This window comes from Sphingomonas sp. jy18 (assembly GCF_056931895.1).
The window spans coordinates 720701-742023 of record NZ_JBXPBT010000002.1 but is presented as its reverse complement, the minus strand read 5'-3'; the positions used below and the strand labels follow the sequence as shown (position 1 = coordinate 742023).

Sequence of the window (21323 nt, the reverse complement as noted above, 5' to 3'; positions counted from 1 at the left end):
GGGGCGGGTTCAAACATGGGTCAATTCTCAATGGAAATTTATGCCCCTACCGGGTCACTTCTCAGCGGAAATCTACATACCAGGAGCTGCGCGCGGGAAAGACCGACGTCCGGACGCTGACCGACAAGATCCGGCGGCGGTGGGGGTTGCGATTTCCCCGTCGACCCGCTGGAGCCTCCATCTGAAGCCCACATCGCTTGGTTGCCCGAAGACGACACGAGCACCCTCTTTCTGGGGTTAGCGCCCGCAGGTCTGACTGCGGACGCCGTACTGCCGCCGACGTTCGAGACCGCCGGTCGCATTGCAGACGATAGCGAAGACGTCCTTCTCTACGATCTCGGCAACGGCCAGCGCGTCCAGCTCGTCATCGAACCGGACGCGATGCTCGGCCAGCCGCTTGCCGCCATCATTCCGCTCGATCGGGACGGGCTCGACCGGCTCGAATCCCTTCGCCGCCTGCTGGCCGCCCTTCATGGCCGGACGGTTCCACCGGATACACGGCTGACGCGGCAACAACGCCTGCGATTGCGCAGGATGTTGCAGTGCTTCGATGGCCACCGCGATGGCGCGACGCAGAGGGAGATCGCGCAGGTCGTGTTCCACATCGCCCGACTCGATCGCCAAGAATGGCAGGACGCTTCCGCCCGTCACACCATCAAATCCCTGTTGCGGGATGCGCGCGCCATGATCGCCGGCGGCTATCGCGCCTTGCTCCGACATCACCGCCAGAACTGACCGCGCCGGCACCGTAAGCGGTGGGCGATTTCATACCCCCTGACTTCGCCCTGCATCCCGCCGGTCCTGCTTCGCCATCGTGGCCTTCGTCCGCCGCTGATCTCCAGCGGCCTTCACGAAGCTCACGGAGGCCCCATCCATGCGACCCGACCTCACCGTTCTCCCGCCACGCTTCCTGCGCACCAAGGAAGCCGCCGAGTTCCTCAGCCTGTCCGCCCGCACCCTCGAAAAGCACCGGACCTATGGCACCGGCCCCGCCTATCGCAAGCTCGGCGGCCGCGTCGTCTATGCCGTCGACGATCTCGAAGCCTGGGCGGCGCGCGGCGCCGTCACCTCGACATCCGATCCGCGCGGTTCGATCCTTCCCGCCAAGCGTCGTACGCCGGCGCCGCCCGCCCATGCCGGTCGATACCCACGCTGATCGCTGGCGAAACCCACCAATGGCGGCGCGGCAACAACACCCATCGGAGCGCGGACAGCTCGACCTGTTTCGGGCGCTCCCTGGCGAGTTCGCTGCCCGAGACGCGCAGGATCTCATGGCCTATCCCTTCTTCTCCCTTTCCAAATCCCACCGCACCGCGCCGATAGATTTCAACGCCGGCGGCGTGTCGATCCGCGTCGAGGCCGTGGCCGATCACGGCATGGCGACCATCTGGGACGCCGACATCCTGATCTGGGCGGCGAGCCAGATCGTCGAGGCGCGCGACACGGGGCTTCGCACCTCGCGCCTGATGGTCGCCACCCCCTATGAAATCCTGAAGTTCATCGGCCGCGGCACGTCGCTGCGCGATTATCAGCGCCTCAAGGCGGCGCTCGACCGGCTGCAATCGACGACGATCTGCACCTCCATCCGCCAACCTGCCGAAGGCCGGCGGCACCGCTTTTCGTGGATCAATGAATGGAAGGAACGTACCGACCGGAGCGGCAAGCCGGACGGGATCGAGCTGATCGTGCCCGACTGGTTCTACCGAGCGGTGCTCGACGACGCGCTCGTGCTGACGATCGACCGAGCCTATTTTGATCTCACGGGCGGGCTCGACCGCTGGCTCTACCGGATCGTCCGCAAGCATGGCGGTCGCCAGCGCAATGGCTGGCGCTTCGACTTCCGCCACCTTCATCAGAAGTCCGGCGCCCTGTCGCCGTTCAAGCGCTTCGCCTTCGAGCTGCGCGACATCATCCGCCGCCAGCCGCTCCCCGGTTACAGGCTGTTCCTGGAGATCGAGGCGGGAGGCCGCACGCTGCTCGCTTTCGAGCCGGCGCCGGCCTGTGGAAAACCTGTGGGCGGCTTCGTGCCATCGGGAACCCGAAGGCCCGTGCCATCAGGAACCGCCCCCTCGTGCCAACGGGAACCCAAACCGGCCTTAACCCACGGCAAGAAAAGCGAAAATCGCGCCCTTAACTTAGAGTCTAACAGAGAATCTAACTTTGAAGAGCGCGCCCGCGAGGTGGAAAACCTCGTTCGGCAAGCCACGAAGGCGCTCAGCGTCACCGGCAAACGGCGCACCAACACCCCCAAGGCAGCCGACACGCATCCGCTTCCTCAGCTCCCCTTCCGTCCGGGAGGCGGCCGATGATCGTCGCTCTCCTCAATCAGAAGGGCGGCGTCGGCAAGACGACGCTGACCCTGAATCTCGCGGGCGAATGGGCCAGCCGTGGCCAGCGCGTCACCCTGATCGACGCGGACCCGCAAGGCTCGGCGCTCGACTGGTCGCAGCAGCGAAGCCGCGAGGGGCTCGCGCGCCTATTCGGCGTTGTCGGTCTGGCCCGTGACACCTTGCATCGGGAAGCGCCCGAACTGGCCCGCGACGCCGATCATATCGTTATTGACGGGCCGCCGCGCGTCGCCGGACTGATGCGCTCGGCGCTGCTCGCCGCCGACCTAGTCCTGATCCCGGTGCAGCCGTCGCCGTTCGACGGCTGGGCCTCTGCCGAGATGCTGGCGCTCGTCTCCGAGGCGCGCATCTACCGGCCTGAGCTGGCCGCGCGCTTTGTGCTGAACCGCTGCGGTGCGCGCACTGTGCTTGCCCGTGAGACGGCCGAGACGCTGGCCGACCACGACCCGCCGGTCCTTGCCGCCACCATCGGCCAGCGCGTCGCTTTCGCGGTCGCCGCGCAGTCCGGTCGCCTAGTCTCCGAGCTGGACGATGACACGCCCGCCGCGCGCGAGATCGCGGCGCTGGCGGACGCGATCTCGCGCTTGAGCATCGGGAGGTCGGTGCGATGAGCCAGCGCCCAACCCGCAACGGCTTCGCGTCCCGGCCTGCCGATCTCGACCGCTGGGTCAGGGCGACCGATACGCCGTCGCGCGATGGCGATTCCGGCAGCTTCACCGCCCGGCTGACCATCGACGTAACGCCCGCACTACGCGGCCGCATCAAGATCGTCGCGTTCGGGCGCGGCGTCACCGTCGCCGACATGCTGCGCGACCTGCTCGCGCGCGAATTTCCCCCGACCATCGAAGGAGACCCATCATGACCGACGCCGCGGTTCCCCGCGTGCAAAGCGGCCCCATGCCGCGCGCGCATCTCGCCGACAGCCTCACCCATGTCGAACTGACCCACGTCGAGAAGCGGATCGAGAACTGGATCAGGTTCGGTCGCGAAGCCCATGAGCAGGTGCTCGACCGCCGCCGCCGTGTCTTCTCCTATCGGCCAGGCAGCATCTTCGCCTTCGTGCGCTGGGCCTCCAACGACTTCGGCACGATCATCTCGCGCATCGACATCGTGCGCGCGGTTGCGCCGGGCGAAGCTTACCAGACGCTGCCCTTCGTGCGTCCCGGCGGCGAGATCCTGTTGAAAATCGAGGGCTGGCCCAAGGTCGAACGGGTGCTTCGTCACATCGACGCCGTGGAAGCCCTCGGCATCGACGCCTGGGACGTAGCCCCCGATCATTGGCGGCATGTCGGCAACCGGATCGGCGCCGGGCACCAGCCCCGCGCCTATTCGACGGAGCGCCATCAGGCGTGGCTCAAGCGCCGGGAGATCGAACTGTGACTCGCTTCGGCTATGTCATGGTGACGTATTTCGTGACGATGGGCGTCGCCGTCGCCGCTTTCATCCCGATCGCGCCGCGCCTCGTCTGGAATGCCTCGGCCAGCGTGCCGGTCGGTCTCTACGACCTTGGCCCGACGCGCCATTTGGAAGTCGGCGATCTCGTCGCGGCCATGCCAGACAAGCCACTGTCCGACTTCATGGTCGCTCGCGGCTATATCGGCCGCGACGTGCCGCTGATGAAGCGCGTCATGGGGCTTCCCGGTCAACGGGTCTGCCGCACCGGCAACACCATCACCGTCGATGCCGTGCCGCTCGGCGAGGCGCTCGACCGCGACCGACTCGGCCGCCCATTGCCCGTCTGGCAAGGCTGCCGCCGCATCGCGGATGGCGACATCTTCCTCATGAATCCCGACGCGCACGACAGTCTGGACGGTCGCTACTTCGGCCCGCTTCCGACGCGCGCGGTCATCGGCAAGGCGACGCCGCTCTACACCGACGAGGCCGGCGACGGCCGCTTCGTCTGGCGCGCGACGGCACGCTGACCGCTTCCCGTCGTCGGGAGCGGCGCCCGCCGACGGTTCAACCACACCGCCGCCATGGAGACCATCATGTCACAGATCGGCACATTCACCCGTGAGACATCCGGTTTTGTCGGGCGCATCCATACCCTGACGCTTTTCAGCGAAGTCACCGTCGTTCCTACCGAGCCGTCCGAGGCTGAGAACGCCCCGGACTATCGCATCCATCACGGCGGCGATGACGGCCCGGAGATCGGCGCGGGCTGGAAACGCACTGGCGAGCGCGCAGGCGAATACATCGCCCTGCTGATCGACGATCCCACGCTGCCGCGGCCGATCCGCGCCAACCTGTTCCGGGACGACGATACCGGCAGCGCCTGGTCGCTGCATTGGAACCGTCCGCAGAAGCGCGACGGAAGGGACTGAGACGATGCGGCGTACCTCCCTTCTTCTCCTTATCGGTCTGTCGTTCGGTTGCGCGCTGACCGTTCCAGTCTTCGCACAACCGTCGAACTCCGCCCCTGCACCCGTCCGTGACTTTCTCGGCGAACTCGTCGCCGAGGCGGCGCAACGCTTCGAGCTTCCCGCAGCATGGATTCGTGCGGTGATGAAGGCGGAGAGCAACGGCGATCCCCGCGCCATCTCCCCCAAGGGCGCGATGGGATTGATGCAGATCATGCCGAAGACCTGGGCGGGTTTGCGGGATCGCTACCGCCTCGGCGCCGATCCCTACGACCCCCACGACAATATCATCGCGGGCGCGGCCTATATCCGCGAGCTATACGACCGCTACGGCTCGCCCGGCTGGATCGCAGCCTACAACGCCGGTCCCGGACGTTACGAGGACTCGCTGAAGGGCCGTCTCCTACCGGCCGAAACGCGCGCCTATGTCGCCAATGTCGCGCCCTCTCTTGGCGGTGGCGATGCACCGACGCCGATTTTGGTCGCCGCTGCCGATCCGCTCGCTTGGACTCAAGCACCACTGTTCATCGCGCAATCGGAGCGTCGCACGTCAACCGCTCTTGTGCCGGTCGGGCGCTCCTCCAATGACGCGGACACGATCCCGGACATGCGCGATGTTTCCGCCATCGTGCCGCAGTCGGGCGGTCTGTTCGTGGCGCGGGCGGATACGGGACGACAGCCATGAGGCCCATGATCCGGTCCGCCCGGCAGGAAGTTTCAGTGTGCAGCGGATGGGGCTGGCGACAGTCTCATCCGTGGGCAATGGGGGCGGAACAGGGAGGAAGGCGGGAGGGCAAGATTAAAGCGGACGGCACCCCATGGGTCCGATCCGGGGGGCAAGCCCTTGTCTGCACACTGTTTTGGGCGGCACCGTCTCTGAGCCGCCGTAGCGCTGCGAGATGCCGGAAACCCAACATTTTCAGCGTTTCTCACGGCACCCTCGCCCGAAATCGCCGGTTTCTGGCGGATCAGGAGCCATGAGCGACGACGATCATTTTCGGCCGAAGCCCGGCCGCATCCGCTCCAACGGAGCGAAGGCCGGACAGGCCAAGAGTTTCCTCAGCCAGCTTCGCAAGATCGCCCGCCAGCAACAGGCCGGGACCGGCCGCAACCGCTCGACCCAGAGCAGTGGCTCCGGCCGCTCGATGAATGGTCAGAGTGTCGTCGCCTCTGGCCGAGGCGTGCAGCGGGGGCGCGGCGCATCCTTCGTTCGCGCCCGCAACCTGTCGAACGGGTGGACCCATCGTAAGGCCGGCAGCCGCCGCGTGATCGTCAAGTCCCGGTCGGTTCGCGCCGCCGGTCGCAGTGGCAAGGCCGGCGCCCATCTGCGCTACATCCAGCGCGACGGGACGGCTCGCGATGGCGAACGCGGCCAGATCTACTCGGCGACGGAAGACCGTGCCGATGGCGACGCCTTCCTCGATCGCGGTCAGGACGACCGCCACCAGTTCCGGTTCATCGTGTCACCGGAAGACGCCGCCGATCTTGCCGACCTGACCGGCTACACCCGCGAACTGATGGCCCAGGTCCAAACCGACCTCGGCACGAAGCTGGATTGGGTCGCCGTCAATCACCACAACACCGGCCATCCGCATGTGCATGTCATCGTCAACGGCCGCGACGCCCTCGACGAGGATCTCGTCATCAATGGCGATTATCTCGCCAATGGCATCCGCGAGCGGGCCAGCGAACTAGCGACGTTGGAACTCGGACCCGTCACCGAGATCGAGCACCGCCGCAAGCTCTTGGCCGAGATCGACCAGGACCGCCTCACCCGCATCGACCGGGCGATGATCGGCGAGGCGGAAGATCGCTTCATAGACCTGCGCCATGAACCGGGCGACTTGCGCGGCCAGTCCGACCGGACGCTGCGCCTACGTCGTCTCGGCAAGCTGAACGACATGGGCCTTGCCACGGAACATGCGTCCGGCATCTGGGAATTGAGCGACCGGCTGGAACCAACGCTGCGCCAAATGGGAGAGCGCGGCGACATCATCCGCATCATGCAGCAAGCGCATCTGGCCGAGGGCGTGGAACGCGACCCGATGAGTTTCCAGATTCACGATAGCGCGCCCGAGACGCCGATCATCGGCCGCGTCATCGACAAGCATCTGTCCGACGAGCTGGGCGAACACCTGACGCTTGTGGTCGATGGCATCGACGGGCGAACGCACCATGTCTCCGGTATCGACGCCGCGCGGGTCGAGGACATCCGCATCGGCAGCATCATCGAGATCGGGCCACCGGACAGCGCCGGCCGTCCATCCGACCGCGCCATCGCCGGCATGGCCGCGGATGGCGTCTATCGGCCGAGCCGTCATCTGGAGCAGGCGCGGTTCGACGGCCAAGTGCCGAACGGCGACTATCAGGGATTCGTGGACGCCCATGTCCGGCGGCTGGAGGCGTTGCGCCGGGCCGGGATCGTGGAGCGTATCGACGCTGACCAATGGCGCATCCCCGATGATTTCGAGGCACGCGCCGCCACCCACGATGCAGGGCGGAGTAGCCGAGCCAATATCCGCATCCTCTCGACCTTCGATCTGGAACGCCAGATCGGATCGGATGGGGCGACCTGGCTGGACCGGCGCCTCCTCAGCGCGGACGGATCGGACCTGTCGCCGGCCGGCTTCGGTGAACAGATGCGCGCGGCCATGGAGCGCCGCCGCGAACATCATATCGAGCATGGCGACGCCGCCCGTCAGCCGGACGGCCGCGTCGCCTATCGGCGCAACCTGATCGCCACGCTTCAGGAGCGCGAGGTTGCCCGCGCGGGCGAAGAACTGGCGGCAAAGAAGTCGCTCCCCTTCCGAAAGGCCGCCGATGGCGAGACCTTAACCGGCGCCTTCACTGGAACCACGCAGCTCGCCAGCGGCAAGTTCGCCATCGTCGAGAAGTCACACGAGTTCACCCTTGTTCCGTGGCGGCCGGTCATCGACCGTCAGCTCGGCCGCGAGGTCATGGGCATCGTGCGAGGGGGATCGGTGTCGTGGCAACTGGGGCGGCAGAGAGGATTGGGGCTTTGATGCAGACCGATCTGAACCGATGACGGCCTGGGATGGCCAACCTTCGGGGCAGCAGAACAGTAGTCGAGGCGTGGCGCCTGGACGTCGACCGTCCGATTTGTCAGCCACAGCATCCGAAATCTCGACGCTTCGGATTTTCTGTTGCTTCTCGCCATAACGGATATTCTTTGATCGGCTCCACTCTTTTGCCGGTCGGAGCCTCTATGTCTGGAAGCCGTGTCCTTTGGGGACAAGTCGCAATCGTCCTCGCCATCGTGCTCACCGCGATATGGTGCGCAACGGAATGGACGGCATGGCGTCTCGGGTTTCAGGCGCAGCTCGGACAGCCGTGGTTCGTGGTAGCGGGTTGGCCGGTCTATTACCCGCCGATCTTCTTCTGGTGGTGGTTCTCGTTCGACGCCTATGCGCCGTCGATTTTCCTCGAAGGCGCCATGATCGCGGTATCGGGCGGCTTGGTCTCGATCGTCGTCGCCATCACCCTGTCTGTGATCCGAGCGCGGGACGCGAAGAACGTCGTCACCTATGGCTCGGCGCGCTGGGCCGAGCTGAACGAGATCAAGGCAGCCGGATTGCTCGGCGCGGACGGCGTGGTGCTTGGTCGCTATGACCGCGACTATCTCCGCCACGATGGCCCGGAGCATGTGCTGTGCTTCGCGCCGACCAGATCGGGCAAGGGCGTCGGTCTCGTCGTACCGACCCTGCTGACCTGGCCCGGCAGCACGATCATCCATGACATCAAGGGGGAGAATTGGGGGCTGACCGCCGGCTTCCGCTCTCGGCACGGCCGCGTGCTGCTGTTCGATCCGACCAATCCCACCTCGTCGGCCTATAATCCGCTGCTCGAGGTGCGGCGCGGCGACAAAGAAGTCCGCGACGTGCAGAACATCGCCGATATCCTCGTCGATCCCGAAGGTGCTTTGGACAAAAGGAACCATTGGGAAAAGACCAGCCATTCGCTTCTGGTCGGCGCGATCCTGCATGTTCTCTACGCGGAAGCCGACAAGACGCTGGCGGGCGTCGCCAATTTCCTGTCCGATCCGAAGCGACCCGTCGAGGCGACGTTGCGCGCCATGATGAATACCCCGCATCTCGGCGAGGCCGGCGTGCATCCCGTCATCGCGTCGTCGGCGCGCGAGCTGCTGAACAAGAGCGACAACGAACGATCGGGCGTGCTGTCGACCGCCATGTCGTTCCTCGGCCTCTATCGTGATCCCGTGGTGGCGAAAGTGACGGCGCGCTGCGACTGGCGCATCGCCGATCTCGTCTCGGGCGACAGGCCCGTCAGCCTCTACCTCGTGGTGCCGCCGTCGGACATCAACCGCACCAAACCGCTGATCCGCCTGCTGCTCAATCAGGTCGGGCGGCGCTTGACCGAAGACCTGACGACCTCGGCCAATCGCCACCGGCTGCTGTTGATGCTCGACGAGTTTCCGGCGCTGGGAAGGTTGGATTTCTTCGAGTCCGCGCTGGCTTTCATGGCGGGCTACGGGATCAAGAGCTTTTTGATCGCGCAGAGCCTCAACCAGATCGAAAAGGCGTATGGCGCCAACAACAGCGTGCTCGACAACTGCCATGTCCGCGTCGCCTTCGCCACCAACGACGAGCGCACAGCCAAGCGCGTGTCGGACGCATTGGGCACCGCGACCGAGATGCGCGATTCCACCAACTATGCCGGCCACCGGCTTTCGCCCTGGCTGGGGCATCTCATGGTGTCGCGGCAGGAGACGGCCAGGCCGTTGCTTACTCCCGGCGAGGTCATGCAGCTTCCACCCGCCGATGAATTGCTGCTGGTCGCGGGCGTCCCGCCGGTGCGCGCGAAGAAGGCCCGCTACTACGAGGATGCGCGGTTCCGTGAGCGGATCATGCCGCCGCCGAAATCCGCAGCCACAAAAGGCTCGGCCAAGCCGCCCACCGATGATTGGTCCGCACTGGCGATCCCGACCGCATCGGCCGGCGTAACGGCCAATACCGAAACCGGCCCGATCACCGATCCGGCCAATGCAGGTATCCGCCGCGAGCCGGAATTGCCGGAGCATGAAGAGATCGCACCCCCCGAGCGTCCGGCAATTGGAGAGTTCGCCCTGCTCGACGACGAGCCGGACACGGACGCCGCCAAGGCCCGCAGCCTTCGTCGTCAGGTCACATCTATCGCCCGGCAGGCGACAATGGACCCGGCCGATGGCATCGAGTTGTAGCAGGGCCAACCATGCAGACCAAAACCCGCATGAACGTCTATTTCGAGCCGGAATTGTTGAGGAAGGTCGAGGCGCTGGCGCTCCGGCGCCGCGTCTCGAAGTCCGCTGTAATCGAAGCTGCCGTCGCGTCTTTCCTCTCAGCCGACGCCTCCGAACGGCTGGAGGCCGTCTTTGCTCGTCGCATGGACAGGATCGGGCGCCAGATCGACGGCATGGACGAAGATCTCGCCATTCTCGGCGAGACGCTCTCGCTGTTCATCCGCTTCTGGATGACTCTCACCCCGCCATTGCCTGACGCCGCACATCCATCGGCGCGCGCCAAGGGCATGGAACGGTTCGAGGGTTTCCTGCAAACACTCGGCCGGAAGCTGGCGACCGGCGATCGGTTCCTCAAAGATCTGTCGCGCGACATCGACTCACGCCGCGACAAGGCCGCCGATCAGGGGTGAATGGCTGCCAGACGAGGCCGGCATAAAGACTCAACTCCGCCTTTCTCCTGTATTTGCGCGCCACGCTACTACTACGACCAACTCTTGTTGAACTGGCCTGATTTCTGGCTCTTTTAATCATCCCCGTCCGGGGAGCGTCTGAGCTTATCCCGGTTGGATCGGGGATCAGATGGCGATTTCTCAGCACAATTCAGAAGGGCTGGCGCGTGGCGCACGGATGCTGCGCACGGCGCTCGGTCCCGCCATCGCCCGCTTCATGGAAGACGCCTCCGTCGTCGAGGTGATGCTGAACCCCGACGGGCGTATCTGGATCGACCGGCTCGCCGAAGGGCTGGCCGACACGGGCGAGCGGCTGTCTCCCGCCAACGGCGAGCGCATCGTGCGCCTGGTCGCGCACCATGTCGGCGCCGAAGTCCACACCGGCAGCCCGCGTGTCTCGGCCGAGTTGCCCGAGACGGGGGAGCGGTTCGAGGGGTTGTTGCCCCCGGTGGTCGCGGCCCCGGCCTTCGCCATCCGCAAGCCCGCCGTCGCCGTGTTCACGCTCGACGATTATGTCCGCGCGGGGATCATGTCCGTCACGCAGGCCGAGGCGCTGCGGGCCGGCGTCGCTACCCGCGCCAACATTCTTGTCGCCGGCGGCACCTCGACCGGGAAGACGACGCTGACCAATGCGTTGTTGGCCGAGGTAGCGAAGACCTCCGATCGCGTCGTCATCATCGAAGACACGCGCGAGCTGCAATGCGCCGCGCCCAACCTCGTCGCCATGCGGACCAAGGATGGCGTCGCCTCGCTCTCCGATCTCGTCCGGTCCTCGCTGCGCCTGCGCCCCGACCGCATCCCGATCGGCGAGGTGCGTGGCGCCGAGGCGCTCGACCTCCTCAAAGCCTGGGGCACCGGCCATCCCGGCGGCGTCGGCACGATTCACGCCGGCAGCGCCATCGGCGCGCTGCGGCGGATGGAACAGCTCATCCAGGAAGCCGTCGTCACCGTCCCGCGCGCGCTGATCGCTGAAACGATCGACCTCGTAGCCGTGCTCTCCGGCCGCGGCTCGGCACGCCGCCTCTCCGAACTCGTCCGCGTCGAGGGCCTCGGCCCGGACGGCGATTACCGCGTCACGCCCGCCGACGCACCAGCCTCCGGGAGCGACGACCGCGCGGCCTCTCTCAACCCCACCAGCCTTGAAGGAGAAACCCTGTGATCCAACGCCTGCATCAAACGCGCCATCGCCTCGTCTCGGCGCTGTCCGTCGCCACGCTCTCCGTCGTGATGGCGGCGCCCGCCCATGCCTCCGGTTCATCCATGCCGTGGGAAGCACCGCTGCAATCCATCCTTCAGTCGATCGAAGGGCCGGTGGCCAAGATCGTCGCCGTCATCATCATTATCACGACCGGACTGACGTTGGCCTTCGGCGACACCTCCGGGGGGTTCCGTCGCCTGATCCAGATCGTCTTCGGCCTGTCGATCGCCTTTGCGGCGTCGAGCTTCTTTCTGTCGTTCTTCTCGTTCGGCGGCGGGGCGCTCGTCTGATGGCGGGGGTGGCCGACGACGTGCCGGGCTTCACCGTGGCGGTTCACAGAGCACTGTCCGAGCCGATCCTGCTCGGCGGCGCTCCGCGCGCCATCGCCATCATGAACGGCACGCTGGCCGGTGCGCTCGGCTTGGGCCTGCGCCTCTGGCTGGTCGGCCTCATCGTCTGGGCCATCGGCCATTTCGCGGCGGTGTGGGCGGCCAAACGCGATCCGCTGTTCGTCGATGTCGGCCGCCGACACTTGCGCATCCCCGCGCACCTCTCGGTTTAAGGAGCGCGCTACGATGATGAACCTCGCCGAATATCGCAACAAGAACACCCGGCTCGCCGATTTCCTGCCCTGGGCGGCGCTCGTCGGCACCGGCGTCGTGCTCAACAAGGATGGCAGCTTTCAACGCACGGCGAGGTTCCGGGGGCCGGATCTCGATTCCGCGGTGCCGGCTGAACTGGTCGCCGTCGCCGGTCGCCTCAACAACGCTTTCCGCCGCCTCGGCTCGGGTTGGGCGATCTTTGTCGAGGCGCAGCGCCATCCCTCGAACCGCTATCCCGACAGCAGTTTTCCCGATGCCGCTTCCGCCCTGGTCGACGCCGAGCGCAAGGCTGACTTCGAGGAGGCCGGGGCGCATTTCGAGTCCAGCTACTTCCTGACCTTCACCTACCTGCCGCCGGCCGAAGACGCGGCTCGCGCCGAAAGCTGGCTCTATGAGGGCCGTGACCAGAAGGGGCTCGATCCGCACGAAGCGATGGGCGGTTTCACCGACCGCACCGACCGGCTGCTGCGCCTGGTCGAAGCCTTCATGCCGGAATGCCGCTGGCTCGATGACGGCGAGACGCTGACCTATCTGCATGGCTGCGTTTCCACGCACCGGCACCGCGTCCGGGTGCCCGAAACCCCGATTTATCTCGACGCGCTGCTGGCCGACCAGCCGCTGACCGGCGGGCTGGAGCCTCGCCTCGGACAATCGCACTTGCGCGTGCTCACCGTCACCGGTTTCCCCACTGCGACCACGCCCGGCCTGCTCGACGAGCTGAATCGGCTCGCCTTTCCCTATCGGTGGAGCACCCGCGCGATCCTGCTCGACAAAACCGACGCGACAAAGCTGCTGACCAAGATCCGGCGGCAATGGTTCGCCAAGCGCAAATCCGTCGCGGCGATCCTCAAGGAGGTGATGACCAACGAGGCGTCCGTTCTCGTGGACACCGATGCGTCGAACAAGGCCGCGGACGCCGATCTCGCGCTACAGGAACTCGGCGCCGACTATGCCGGTATCGCCTATGTCACCGCGACGGTGACGGTGTGGGACGCCGATCCGCGCACCGCTGACGAGAAGCTGCGCCTGGTCGAGAAGGTCATTCAGGGCCGCGACTTCACGGTGATGGCCGAGACCATCAACGCGGTGGACGCCTGGCTCGGCAGCCTGCCAGGGCATGTCTATGCCAATGTCCGGCAGCCGCCGGTTTCCACCCTCAATCTCGCTCACATGATTCCGCTCTCGGCGGTGTGGGCGGGGCCGGAACGGGACGAGCATTTTGCAGCACCGCCACTGCTCTTCGGCAAGACCGAAGGCTCCACCCCATTCCGGTTTTCGCTTCACGTCGGCGATGTCGGACATACGCTGATCGTCGGCCCGACCGGCGCCGGCAAGTCCGTGTTGTTGGCGCTGATGGCCTTGCAGTTCCGGCGCTACCGCCAAGCACAGGTCTTCGCCTTCGATTTCGGCGGCTCGATCCGGGCCGCGGCACTCGCCATGGGCGGCGACTGGCACGACCTCGGTGGCGATCTGTCCGATGGAGCGGAAGCCTCGGTCAGCCTCCAGCCACTGGCCGGCATCAACGATGTTCCCGAGCGCGCGTGGGCGGCCGACTGGATCGTGGCCATCCTGACACGCGAAGGCGTCGCCATCACGCCGGAGGTGAAGGAACACATCTGGACGGCGCTGACTTCGCTGGCCTCGGCGCCGGTCGAGGAACGCACCATCACCGGCCTTTGCGTCCTGCTCCAGTCCAACGATCTGAAGCAGGCGCTGCGCGCCTATTGCATCGGCGGTCCCTACGGACGGCTGCTCGACGCCGAGCGTGAGCATCTCGGCACCGCAACCGTGCAGGCGTTCGAGACCGAAGGGCTGATCGGCACCGGCGCCGCGCCCGCCGTGCTCTCCTATCTGTTCCACCGCATCGAAGACCGCCTCGACGGATCGCCGACCCTTCTCATCATCGACGAGGGCTGGCTGGCGCTCGACGACGAAGGCTTCGCCAGCCAGCTCCGCGAGTGGCTGAAGACCCTCCGCAAGAAGAACGCCAGCGTCATCTTCGCTACGCAGTCGCTGTCCGACATCGACGGCTCGGCGATCGCGCCTGCGATCATCGAGAGCTGCCAGACCCGGCTCCTGTTGCCGAACGAGCGAGCCATCGAGCCGCAGATCACCGCGATCTATCGCCGCTTCGGTCTTAACGACCGGCAGATCGAGATCATCGCGCGGGCCATGCCCAAGCGCGACTATTACTGCCAGTCCCGGCGCGGCAACCGCCTGTTCGAGTTGGGGCTGTCGGACGTCGCCCTAGCGCTCTGCGCCGCGTCTTCCAAAACCGACCAGACCGCGATCGCACGGCTGTTCGCCGAACATGGTCAGGCGGGCTTCCTCACCGCTTGGCTCCGCCACCGCGATCTCGGCTGGGCGGCCGACCTCATCCCAACACTCACCACAACGGAGAAACTGCCATGACCTTGCCGCGCTCCCGCGCGGCGCGGCTCGCCGCCGCGCTGCTCGTCACCCCTGTCGTTCTCGCCCCGATGTGGGCTGCGCCGGCGCAGGCGCAATGGATCGTCTATGACCCGACGAACTATGTGCAGAACGTGCTGACGGCCGCGCGCAGCCTTCAGCAGATCACCAATCAGATCACCTCGCTTCAGAACGAAGCGCAGATGCTCATCAATCAGGCCCGTAATCTCGCCAGCCTGCCTTATTCGTCGCTGCAACAGCTTCAGCAATCGGTGCAGCGCACCCAACAACTGCTCCAGCAGGCGCAGAACATCGCCTACGACGTCCAGCAGATCGATCAGGCGTTCCAGACCAAATACGCCAATGTGTCGATGTCGGCGTCGAATACGCAACTGATCGCCGACGCCAAGGCTCGCTGGCAGAATACAGTCGGCGGCTTGCAGGACGCCATGCGCGTGCAGGCCACCGTCGTCGGTAACATCGACACCAACCGCACGCAGATGTCTGCACTGGTCGGCGCCAGCCAGTCGGCAGCCGGCGCGCTTCAAGCCACCCAGGCCGGCAATCAGCTTCTCGCCCTTCAGGCGCAGCAGCTCGCCGATCTCACCGCCGTCGTCACCGCCAACGGTCGGGCGCAGGCGCTGCAATCTGCGGAACAGGCCGCAGCCGCCGAACAAGGCCGCGAGCAGCGCCGCCGCTTCCTGACGCCGGGCACCGGCTATCAGCCCGGCAACGCGCAGATGTTCCACGGCAATTGAGGGCAAGGCGATGGACGGCAAGACCCTCGCGCGCCTCGGCGCTGTCGTTTTCGTCGCGATCGCGGTGACGGCGACCGCGATCGAAATGACCCGCAAGGACGACCGGCAGAACAGCCCGACGACGCAGATGCGTTCCATCACGGAGCGAGATCCGCTCGATGCGGAACTGGCGCGGTGCAGCGGCATGGGCGAAGCCGGGCCGCGCGATCCGTCCTGTCTGCGCGCCTGGGCTGAGAGCCGTCAGCGCTTCCTTGGGAAACCCGCGCCGGCGACAGCGCCGTCCGGTCGGGCCACACTGTTCCCGAACACGCCCGCCGATACGGCTCCTGGCAGCGCCGCGCCCACCATTCAGGTGGAACCGGCTCAACCGGAGGCACGCTGATCGTGGGCGGCACCGGCGTCATCGACCATTTCCTCGAGGTCTTCACCCGCTACATCGACGGCGGCTTCGGCCTCCTGCAACCGGAAGTCGGCTTCATCGCCACAACGCTGATCGTCATCGACGTGACGCTCGCCGCCCTATTCTGGAGCTGGGGCGCGGATGAGAACATCATCGCCCGGCTGGTGAAGAAGACGCTGTTCGTCGGTGTCTTCGCCTACATCATCGGCAACTGGAACAACCTCGCCCGCATCGTCTTCGAGAGCTTCGCCGGCCTGGGCCTGAAGGCGTCCGGCACGAGCTTCACCGTCACCGACCTGCTGCGCCCCGGAAAGGTGGCGCAGACCGGCCTCGACGCCGGACGACCGCTGCTCGACTCCATCTCCAGCCTGATGGGCTACTGGTCGTTCTTCGAGAACTTCATCCAGATCGTCTGCATGTTGTTCGCCTGGGTGCTGGTGCTGCTCGCCTTCTTCGTTCTCGCCATCCAGCTCTTCATCACCCTGATCGAGTTCAAGCTGACAACGCTCGCCGGCTTCGTGCTGATCCCCTTTGGCCTGTTCGGTAAATCCGCCTTCATGGCCGAACGGGTGCTCGGCAATGTAATTTCGTCGGGCATCAAGGTGCTGGTGCTCGCCGTTATTATCGGCATCGGTTCGACCCTGTTCTCCGAGTTCACCGCGGGCTTCGGCGGCGCCACGCCGTCGATCGACGATGCGATGGCGATCGTGCTCGCCGCCCTGTCGCTGCTTGGCCTCGGTATCTTCGGTCCCGGTATCGCCAATGGCCTCGTCTCCGGCGGGCCGCAGCTCGGCGCTGGCGCGGCGATCGGCACCGGCCTGGCCGCAGGCGGCGCGGTCGCGGCCGGCGCTGCCGCAGTGGGCGCCGTCGCTTCCGGCGGCACAGCCCTGGCCGGTGGCGCGGCCGCCGCTGCTCGTGGTGGAGCCGCATTGGCTGGCGGCGCATCGACCGCCTACAGCCTTGGCGCAGCCGGGGAATCCGGCGCCGCCGCCGTCGCCTCCGGCCTCGGCAATGTCGCCAGCGCCGGCGCGCAAGCCGCCGCCTCCCCGCTCAAACGCGCGGCTGGCCGCGCCGCTGACAGCCTGAAGCAGAGCTACCGATCCGGCGCGCGCACCGCCTTCAGCGCAACCGGCGGGTCATCGACCGCCGGGACCGTCGGCGGCGAGGCCGAAGGTGCGTCCTCGACCTCATCTTCCTCCGCAGACGGGCCGCCGGCCTGGGCCAAGCGCATGAAGCGCTCGCAGCAGATGACACACGGCGTCCAGGCCGCCGCTCACGCCGTTCGCGGCGGCGATAGCCACGGCGGCGGCTCTTCCGTCAACCTTTCCGAAAGCGACTGACCATGTTCAAACGACCGGCCACCCATTACGGCAAATCACCCGAGCCTGAGACGCCCTATCAGCGCGCCGCCCAGGTCTGGGACGAGCGTATCGGCTCCGCCCGTGTGCAGGCCCGCAACTGGCGCTTCATGGCCTTCGGCTCGCTGGCGCTGTCGATGGGCCTTGCCGCCGCGCTGGTCTGGCAATCCGCCAATGGCTCGATCGTACCCTGGGTGGTGCAGGTCGACCGGCTCGGCCAGGCGCAGGCCGTGGCGCCGGCGACGGCCGACTATCAACCGAACGACCCACAGATCGCCTTCTATCTCGCGCGGTTCATCGAGCAGGTCCGCTCGATCCCGGCCGATGCGATCATCGTGCGCCAGAACTGGCTGCGCGCCTACGACTTCACTACGCAGGGCGGTGCGCTGGCGCTCAACGACTACGCCCGGTCGAACGATCCCTTCGCCAAGGTCGGCAAACAACAGGTCGCGATCGAGGTGTCGTCGGTCATCCGCGCCTCGCCATCGAGCTTCCGCATCGCCTGGATCGAGCGCCGCTATCAGGACGGCTCTCTCGCCTCGACCGAACGCTGGTCCGCCATCCTCACCGTCGCCGTGCAGACCCCGCGCGACGCCGACACGCTGAAGAAGAACCCGCTCGGAATCTACGTCAACGCAATCAACTGGTCGAAGGAGCTTGGACAATGACGCCAGCACTCCACAAAGCCGCCCCCTGGAGTGCAGGGCGTCCGGCTTTCCGTAAATCCGGCTTGCCGCTTCTGCTGCTCTGCACGTCTGCGCTCTCCGGTTGCGCCACCAACACACCGCCCCCGGAAATCGCCTATGACAACGCCATCCCCGCCGTACAGGCGACCGAGCCGCCCAGGCCCGTACAGGTGGTGGAGCTGCCCAGGCCCTTGCCACTTCCCGGCCAGTTGAAACCGGTCGGTAAGGACGGCAAGCCCGTCCCCGAAGCTGCCGATCCGACCGTGCGCGTCAACCAGGCCAACGCCGCCGCGCGTGTTCAGCCCGTCCGCGATGGCTTCATCAACTCGATGCAGGTCTATCCCTTCGTCGATGGCGCGCTTTATCAGGTCTATGCCTCACCGGGGCAGATCACCGACATCGCGCTCCAGCCCGGCGAGCAGTTCGTCGGCGTCGGCCCCGTCGCCGCCGGCGATACGGTGCGCTGGATCATCGGAGATACCGAGAGTGGCACGGGGGCGGGCAAACAAATCCACATCCTCGTCAAGCCGACGCGGCCCGATCTGCTGACCAATCTCATCATCAACACCGACCGTCGCACCTACCACATGGAACTGCGCTCGACGCCTTCGACCTATATGGCCTCGGTTTCCTGGCAATATCCGCAGGACCAGCTCATCGCGCTCCGGCGGCAGAATGCCGACGCGCAGGCCGCGCAGCCGGTTTCCAACGGCATCGACCTGTCGCGCGTCAACTTCCGCTATGAGGTGTCAGGCGACCGTGCGCCTTGGCGGCCGCTGCGCGCTTTCGACGATGGCAAGCAGGTCTTTATCGAGTTCCCGCGCGGCATCGGCCAGGGCGAGATGCCACCACTGTTCGTGGTCGGGCCGGAGGGCAACACGTCCGAGCTGGTGAACTACCGCGTGCGCGGCAACTACATGATCGTGGACCGACTGTTCGCCGCCGCCGAGCTGCGCTTCGGCGCAGGTAAGAACCAGAAGCGCGTGCGTATCTCCCGCACCGATGGGAGGCCGGCATCGTGAACGACGAACGCGGTCCCGAAAAGGACGAAGGACAGGCGCTCGATAGGGCGCCGAGGCCGGAGGCGGCAGACGAAAATGACAGTCAGCCGCTCAAGGGCGACCCGGCCGCGCCGATGCGGCTGCGGCCCGAACCGCCGCGCGTCACCCGCCTGTCGCGCAAGGTGCTGGCCGGTCTCGGCCTGGTCGCCAGCCTCGGCGTCGGCGGAGCGCTGGTCTATGCGCTCCAGACACGCAACGGCGGCAATCAGGGGCAGGAACTCTATTCCACCGACAACCGCACCACGCCGGACGGCCTGAACGGTCTGCCGAGGGACTATACCGCGGTTCCGAGACTCGGCCCGCCGCTCCCCGGCGATCTCGGCCGACCGATCCTCAACGCGCAGAACGGCGGCCAACTGGTTCCGACACCCGGCATAGCAAACCCGGCGCCCGCCGGCCCCAGCCCGGAGGAACAGCGCCGGGCACAGGAACTGGAGGCGGCGCGCACTGCACGTCTGTTTTCAACCACGGAGACAAGACCCGCCAGCACGCCGACGGCGGCGCCGGCAGCCACACCCGCCACAGACCTCACCAGCCTCGGCCTCGCACCACAGCCGGCGACGCCTTCGGCACAGGACCGCCAGCTCGCGTTCCTCAACCAGACGCCCGACAAGCGTACCGTCTCGCCCGATCGGATCGCGGCCCCCGCATCGGCCAATGTCCTTCAGGCCGGCGCGGTGATCTCGGCGGCGCTCATCACCGGCATCCGCTCCGACCTTCCCGGCCAGATCACCGCGCAGGTGACGGAAAACATTTACGACAGCCCGACCGGGCGCATCCTGCTGATCCCACAGGGCACGCGCGTCATCGGGCAATATGACAGCGGCGTCGGCTTCGGCCAGCGCCGCATCCTGCTGGTCTGGAACCGGCTGATCTTCCCGAACGGCCGCAGCATCGTTCTCGAGCGCCAGCCAGGCGCAGACGCCGAAGGCTATGCCGGGCTTGAGGATGGCGTCGATTACCATTGGAGTGAACTGTTCAAGGCCGCAGCGCTGTCGACCTTGCTCAGCGTCGGCGCCGAGGCGGGCTCATCCGGGCAGGAAAGCGACATCGTGCGCGCTCTGCGCAACGGCGCCTCTGACAGCATCAGCCAGACCGGCCAACAGATCGTCCAGCGCCAGCTCAACATCGCGCCGACACTCACTATCCGGCCCGGCTTTCCTGTCCGCGTCATCGTTACGCGCGACCTGGTGCTCGAACCCTACAGAGGCTGATATGGCGAAGCTGAAACTTGGTCCGATCACTGACGACAAGCCGGTCAAGATCACGCTTGAGCTGCCCGCCAGGCTCCATCGGGATCTCACCGCCTACGCGGAAATCCTCGGCCGCGAGGCCGGACAGCCAGCTGCCGATCCGGTGCGCCTGATCGTTCCCATGCTGGAGCGCTTCATGGCGACAGATCGAGGCTTTGCGAAGGCGAGGCAGTCGTCTCCGACGCCCCATTCAACCGCGTGATTGCCGCGCTTGCTGATCGTGACAATGTTCGGGCAAGGCTGAGAAACCTCCGGCATGCCGGGTTATCGTTCTTGCGCGACCATATCGCACTGAAGGGCAAGACCTCATCCACGATCTGCCGATAGACGATGCCGGGAAACTGCGCCCCTGTCGCCGCCTCGCTGACCACAGTGAGCCCGCGCCCGACGGCGACCATCGATAAAAGGACATCACGCCCGACATATTGAGGGTGGATGTTCGGATGGCGGCCGAGGTCTGCAAGACGCTGGACCAGATAGTCGCGGATTTCCGGCCCCGGCGCCCCATCGCTGACGATGAAGGTCTCTTCGGCAAGATCGCGCCAGCGCACCTTCTGCTTCTTCGCAAGGCCGTGCTCGGTTGGCAGGACGGCGAATACCCCTTCCGTCCAAAGTTGTTCGGTTTCGCAGCCGGGCCAATCGCCTGTGCCGGTTATGAGCGCCACGTCGAGTTGAAGCTGGCGGATTGCGGCAACATGAACCGCCGGATTGCCCTCGATCAGCTCGACTGACACCCGTGGATGCTTCTCGTCGAACGTCTTCAGCAGATCGAACATGAAACCGGATGCCAGCGATGAGAAGATGCCGATCTTGACCATGCCATCCTCGGATCGGCCGATCGCAGCGACATCATTAATGCCATCCTCGATCTGCTGGAGAGCGATGCGGACACGGCGAAGGAAGCGCTGCCCCGCCACTGTAAGAGCCACGCCGCCGGAATGGCGGTGAAACAGGGAGGCTCCAAGCCGATCTTCGAGATCTCGGATGCGCCGGCTCACCGCAGACTCCTGAATATTCAAGAGCCTCGCCGCTTTGCGAAAGCTACCCTGCTCTACGGCTGCGACAAAATAATGGATATGGCGCAACTCGATCATACTGGAGCCACCTTTCTCCAAGTTTGCCGAATAGCACCTTACCTCACCATGGTTCCCCGTATCTGAATAAGTATAGTTTCAATCTGCACG

24 protein-coding genes and 1 pseudogene are annotated in these 21323 nt (G+C 66.0%); 24 read left to right on the top strand and 1 reads right to left on the bottom strand.

The window, feature by feature from the left end:
• Positions 1-23 precede the first annotated feature (23 nt).
• The 24 genes and pseudogenes from AC0QC4_RS08480 to AC0QC4_RS08365 all read left to right on the top strand — a co-directional run bounded on the left by AC0QC4_RS08480 (position 24) and on the right by AC0QC4_RS08365 (position 20341).
• A complete protein-coding gene (locus tag AC0QC4_RS08480) occupies positions 24-185 on the top strand; it encodes a transcriptional regulator domain-containing protein (protein ID WP_483659372.1) in 162 nt (53 codons plus the stop codon).
• A gap of 16 nt (positions 186-201) precedes the next feature.
• The gene (locus AC0QC4_RS08475; RefSeq protein WP_012114996.1) at positions 202-735 is read left to right on the top strand and encodes a DUF2285 domain-containing protein; all 534 of its coding nucleotides are present in this window, start codon (positions 202-204) and stop codon (positions 733-735) included.
• Between the two features lie 139 nt (positions 736-874).
• Complete coding sequence (locus AC0QC4_RS08470; RefSeq protein ID WP_012114995.1) at positions 875-1156, top strand: helix-turn-helix transcriptional regulator; 282 nt, start codon at positions 875-877, stop codon at positions 1154-1156.
• 19 nt (positions 1157-1175) lie between these two features.
• Positions 1176-1997, top strand: a pseudogene (locus AC0QC4_RS08465) (replication initiator protein A); the annotation flags it as partial.
• A 308-nt stretch (positions 1998-2305) separates the two neighbouring features.
• Positions 2306-2959 carry a ParA family partition ATPase gene (gene parA / locus AC0QC4_RS08460; protein WP_483659324.1) on the top strand — a complete coding sequence of 218 codons (654 nt, stop codon included), beginning with the start codon at positions 2306-2308 and terminating at the stop codon, positions 2957-2959.
• Positions 2956-3210, top strand: coding sequence for a hypothetical protein (locus tag AC0QC4_RS08455; protein ID WP_012114992.1), 255 nt, complete (start codon positions 2956-2958; stop codon positions 3208-3210). The genes parA and AC0QC4_RS08455 overlap by 4 nt, the downstream gene beginning before the upstream one ends.
• Entirely contained in the window at positions 3207-3728 is a 522-nt protein-coding gene (locus AC0QC4_RS08450) for a DUF2840 domain-containing protein (protein ID WP_012114991.1), read from the top strand. The genes AC0QC4_RS08455 and AC0QC4_RS08450 overlap by 4 nt, the downstream gene beginning before the upstream one ends.
• Positions 3725-4270 carry a S26 family signal peptidase gene (locus tag AC0QC4_RS08445; RefSeq protein ID WP_012114990.1) on the top strand — a complete coding sequence of 182 codons (546 nt, stop codon included), beginning with the start codon at positions 3725-3727 and terminating at the stop codon, positions 4268-4270. The genes AC0QC4_RS08450 and AC0QC4_RS08445 overlap by 4 nt, the downstream gene beginning before the upstream one ends.
• Before the next feature lie 66 nt (positions 4271-4336).
• On the top strand, positions 4337-4672 hold the full coding sequence (locus AC0QC4_RS08440) for a DUF736 domain-containing protein (RefSeq protein WP_012114989.1): 336 nt from the start codon (positions 4337-4339) through the stop codon (positions 4670-4672).
• A 4-nt stretch (positions 4673-4676) separates the two neighbouring features.
• Positions 4677-5393 (top strand): lytic transglycosylase domain-containing protein, encoded by a 717-nt coding sequence (locus AC0QC4_RS08435; RefSeq protein WP_012114988.1) that lies wholly within the window; start codon positions 4677-4679, stop codon positions 5391-5393.
• A 214-nt stretch (positions 5394-5607) separates the two neighbouring features.
• Positions 5608-7731: a relaxase/mobilization nuclease domain-containing protein gene (locus tag AC0QC4_RS08430; protein ID WP_012114987.1), complete on the top strand. Its 2124-nt coding sequence runs from the start codon at positions 5608-5610 to the stop codon at positions 7729-7731.
• Positions 7732-7934: 203 nt separating this feature from the next.
• The gene (locus tag AC0QC4_RS08425; RefSeq protein ID WP_012114986.1) at positions 7935-9926 is read left to right on the top strand and encodes a conjugal transfer protein TraG; all 1992 of its coding nucleotides are present in this window, start codon (positions 7935-7937) and stop codon (positions 9924-9926) included.
• An 11-nt stretch (positions 9927-9937) separates the two neighbouring features.
• Positions 9938-10375, top strand: coding sequence for a ribbon-helix-helix protein, CopG family (locus tag AC0QC4_RS08420; protein ID WP_012114985.1), 438 nt, complete (start codon positions 9938-9940; stop codon positions 10373-10375).
• 169 nt (positions 10376-10544) lie between these two features.
• Complete coding sequence (trbB, locus tag AC0QC4_RS08415) at positions 10545-11573, top strand: P-type conjugative transfer ATPase TrbB (protein ID WP_012114984.1); 1029 nt, start codon at positions 10545-10547, stop codon at positions 11571-11573.
• A gap of 8 nt (positions 11574-11581) precedes the next feature.
• Positions 11582-11902, top strand: coding sequence for a TrbC/VirB2 family type IV secretion system protein (locus tag AC0QC4_RS08410; RefSeq protein WP_483659370.1), 321 nt, complete (start codon positions 11582-11584; stop codon positions 11900-11902).
• Positions 11902-12174 carry a VirB3 family type IV secretion system protein gene (locus AC0QC4_RS08405; RefSeq protein WP_012114982.1) on the top strand — a complete coding sequence of 91 codons (273 nt, stop codon included), beginning with the start codon at positions 11902-11904 and terminating at the stop codon, positions 12172-12174. The genes AC0QC4_RS08410 and AC0QC4_RS08405 overlap by 1 nt, the downstream gene beginning before the upstream one ends.
• Before the next feature lie 13 nt (positions 12175-12187).
• Positions 12188-14626, top strand: a complete 2439-nt coding sequence (gene trbE / locus AC0QC4_RS08400; RefSeq protein ID WP_012114981.1) for a conjugal transfer protein TrbE — start codon at positions 12188-12190, stop codon at positions 14624-14626.
• Entirely contained in the window at positions 14623-15381 is a 759-nt protein-coding gene (gene trbJ / locus AC0QC4_RS08395; protein WP_012114980.1) for a P-type conjugative transfer protein TrbJ, read from the top strand. Before trbE ends, trbJ begins: the two co-directional genes overlap by 4 nt.
• A gap of 10 nt (positions 15382-15391) precedes the next feature.
• Positions 15392-15763 (top strand): putative entry exclusion protein TrbK-alt, encoded by a 372-nt coding sequence (gene trbK-alt / locus AC0QC4_RS08390; RefSeq protein ID WP_012114979.1) that lies wholly within the window; start codon positions 15392-15394, stop codon positions 15761-15763.
• Between the two features lie 2 nt (positions 15764-15765).
• Positions 15766-17121, top strand: a complete 1356-nt coding sequence (gene trbL, locus AC0QC4_RS08385; RefSeq protein ID WP_012114978.1) for a P-type conjugative transfer protein TrbL — start codon at positions 15766-15768, stop codon at positions 17119-17121.
• Positions 17122-17123: 2 nt separating this feature from the next.
• On the top strand, positions 17124-17807 hold the full coding sequence (trbF, locus tag AC0QC4_RS08380; RefSeq protein ID WP_012114977.1) for a conjugal transfer protein TrbF: 684 nt from the start codon (positions 17124-17126) through the stop codon (positions 17805-17807).
• The gene (trbG, locus tag AC0QC4_RS08375) at positions 17804-18847 is read left to right on the top strand and encodes a P-type conjugative transfer protein TrbG (RefSeq protein ID WP_012114976.1); all 1044 of its coding nucleotides are present in this window, start codon (positions 17804-17806) and stop codon (positions 18845-18847) included. Before trbF ends, trbG begins: the two co-directional genes overlap by 4 nt.
• 113 nt (positions 18848-18960) lie before the next feature.
• Positions 18961-20100, top strand: coding sequence for a TraB/TrbI/VirB10 family type IV secretion system protein (locus tag AC0QC4_RS08370; protein ID WP_483659368.1), 1140 nt, complete (start codon positions 18961-18963; stop codon positions 20098-20100).
• 1 nt (position 20101) lies between these two features.
• Positions 20102-20341: a DUF2274 domain-containing protein gene (locus AC0QC4_RS08365; protein WP_081437066.1), complete on the top strand. Its 240-nt coding sequence runs from the start codon at positions 20102-20104 to the stop codon at positions 20339-20341.
• Here AC0QC4_RS08365 and AC0QC4_RS08360 read toward each other — a convergent pair.
• Positions 20274-21233, bottom strand: coding sequence for a LysR family transcriptional regulator (locus AC0QC4_RS08360; RefSeq protein ID WP_012114974.1), 960 nt, complete (start codon positions 21231-21233; stop codon positions 20274-20276). The genes AC0QC4_RS08365 and AC0QC4_RS08360 overlap by 68 nt on opposite strands.
• Positions 21234-21323 lie beyond the last annotated feature (90 nt).

Bases quoted from the DNA above. Each gene is read 5' to 3' on its own strand.
- AC0QC4_RS08470 (WP_012114995.1), top strand. From the start codon at position 875: ATGCGACCCGACCTCACCGTTCTCCCGCCACGCTTCCTGCGCACCAAG.
- parA (WP_483659324.1), top strand. From the start codon at position 2,306: ATGATCGTCGCTCTCCTCAATCAGAAGGGCGGCGTCGGCAAGACGACG.
- AC0QC4_RS08455 (WP_012114992.1), top strand. From the start codon at position 2,956: ATGAGCCAGCGCCCAACCCGCAACGGCTTCGCGTCCCGGCCTGCCGAT.
- AC0QC4_RS08450 (WP_012114991.1), top strand. From the start codon at position 3,207: ATGACCGACGCCGCGGTTCCCCGCGTGCAAAGCGGCCCCATGCCGCGC.
- AC0QC4_RS08440 (WP_012114989.1), top strand. From the start codon at position 4,337: ATGTCACAGATCGGCACATTCACCCGTGAGACATCCGGTTTTGTCGGG.
- AC0QC4_RS08435 (WP_012114988.1), top strand. From the start codon at position 4,677: ATGCGGCGTACCTCCCTTCTTCTCCTTATCGGTCTGTCGTTCGGTTGC.
- AC0QC4_RS08430 (WP_012114987.1), top strand. From the start codon at position 5,608: ATGCCGGAAACCCAACATTTTCAGCGTTTCTCACGGCACCCTCGCCCG.
- AC0QC4_RS08425 (WP_012114986.1), top strand. From the start codon at position 7,935: ATGTCTGGAAGCCGTGTCCTTTGGGGACAAGTCGCAATCGTCCTCGCC.
- AC0QC4_RS08420 (WP_012114985.1), top strand. From the start codon at position 9,938: ATGCAGACCAAAACCCGCATGAACGTCTATTTCGAGCCGGAATTGTTG.
- trbB (WP_012114984.1), top strand. From the start codon at position 10,545: ATGGCGATTTCTCAGCACAATTCAGAAGGGCTGGCGCGTGGCGCACGG.
- AC0QC4_RS08405 (WP_012114982.1), top strand. From the start codon at position 11,902: ATGGCGGGGGTGGCCGACGACGTGCCGGGCTTCACCGTGGCGGTTCAC.
- trbE (WP_012114981.1), top strand. From the start codon at position 12,188: ATGATGAACCTCGCCGAATATCGCAACAAGAACACCCGGCTCGCCGAT.
- trbJ (WP_012114980.1), top strand. From the start codon at position 14,623: ATGACCTTGCCGCGCTCCCGCGCGGCGCGGCTCGCCGCCGCGCTGCTC.
- trbK-alt (WP_012114979.1), top strand. From the start codon at position 15,392: ATGGACGGCAAGACCCTCGCGCGCCTCGGCGCTGTCGTTTTCGTCGCG.
- trbF (WP_012114977.1), top strand. From the start codon at position 17,124: ATGTTCAAACGACCGGCCACCCATTACGGCAAATCACCCGAGCCTGAG.
- trbG (WP_012114976.1), top strand. From the start codon at position 17,804: ATGACGCCAGCACTCCACAAAGCCGCCCCCTGGAGTGCAGGGCGTCCG.
- AC0QC4_RS08370 (WP_483659368.1), top strand. From the start codon at position 18,961: ATGCGGCTGCGGCCCGAACCGCCGCGCGTCACCCGCCTGTCGCGCAAG.
- AC0QC4_RS08365 (WP_081437066.1), top strand. From the start codon at position 20,102: ATGGCGAAGCTGAAACTTGGTCCGATCACTGACGACAAGCCGGTCAAG.
- AC0QC4_RS08360 (WP_012114974.1), bottom strand. From the start codon at position 21,233: ATGATCGAGTTGCGCCATATCCATTATTTTGTCGCAGCCGTAGAGCAG.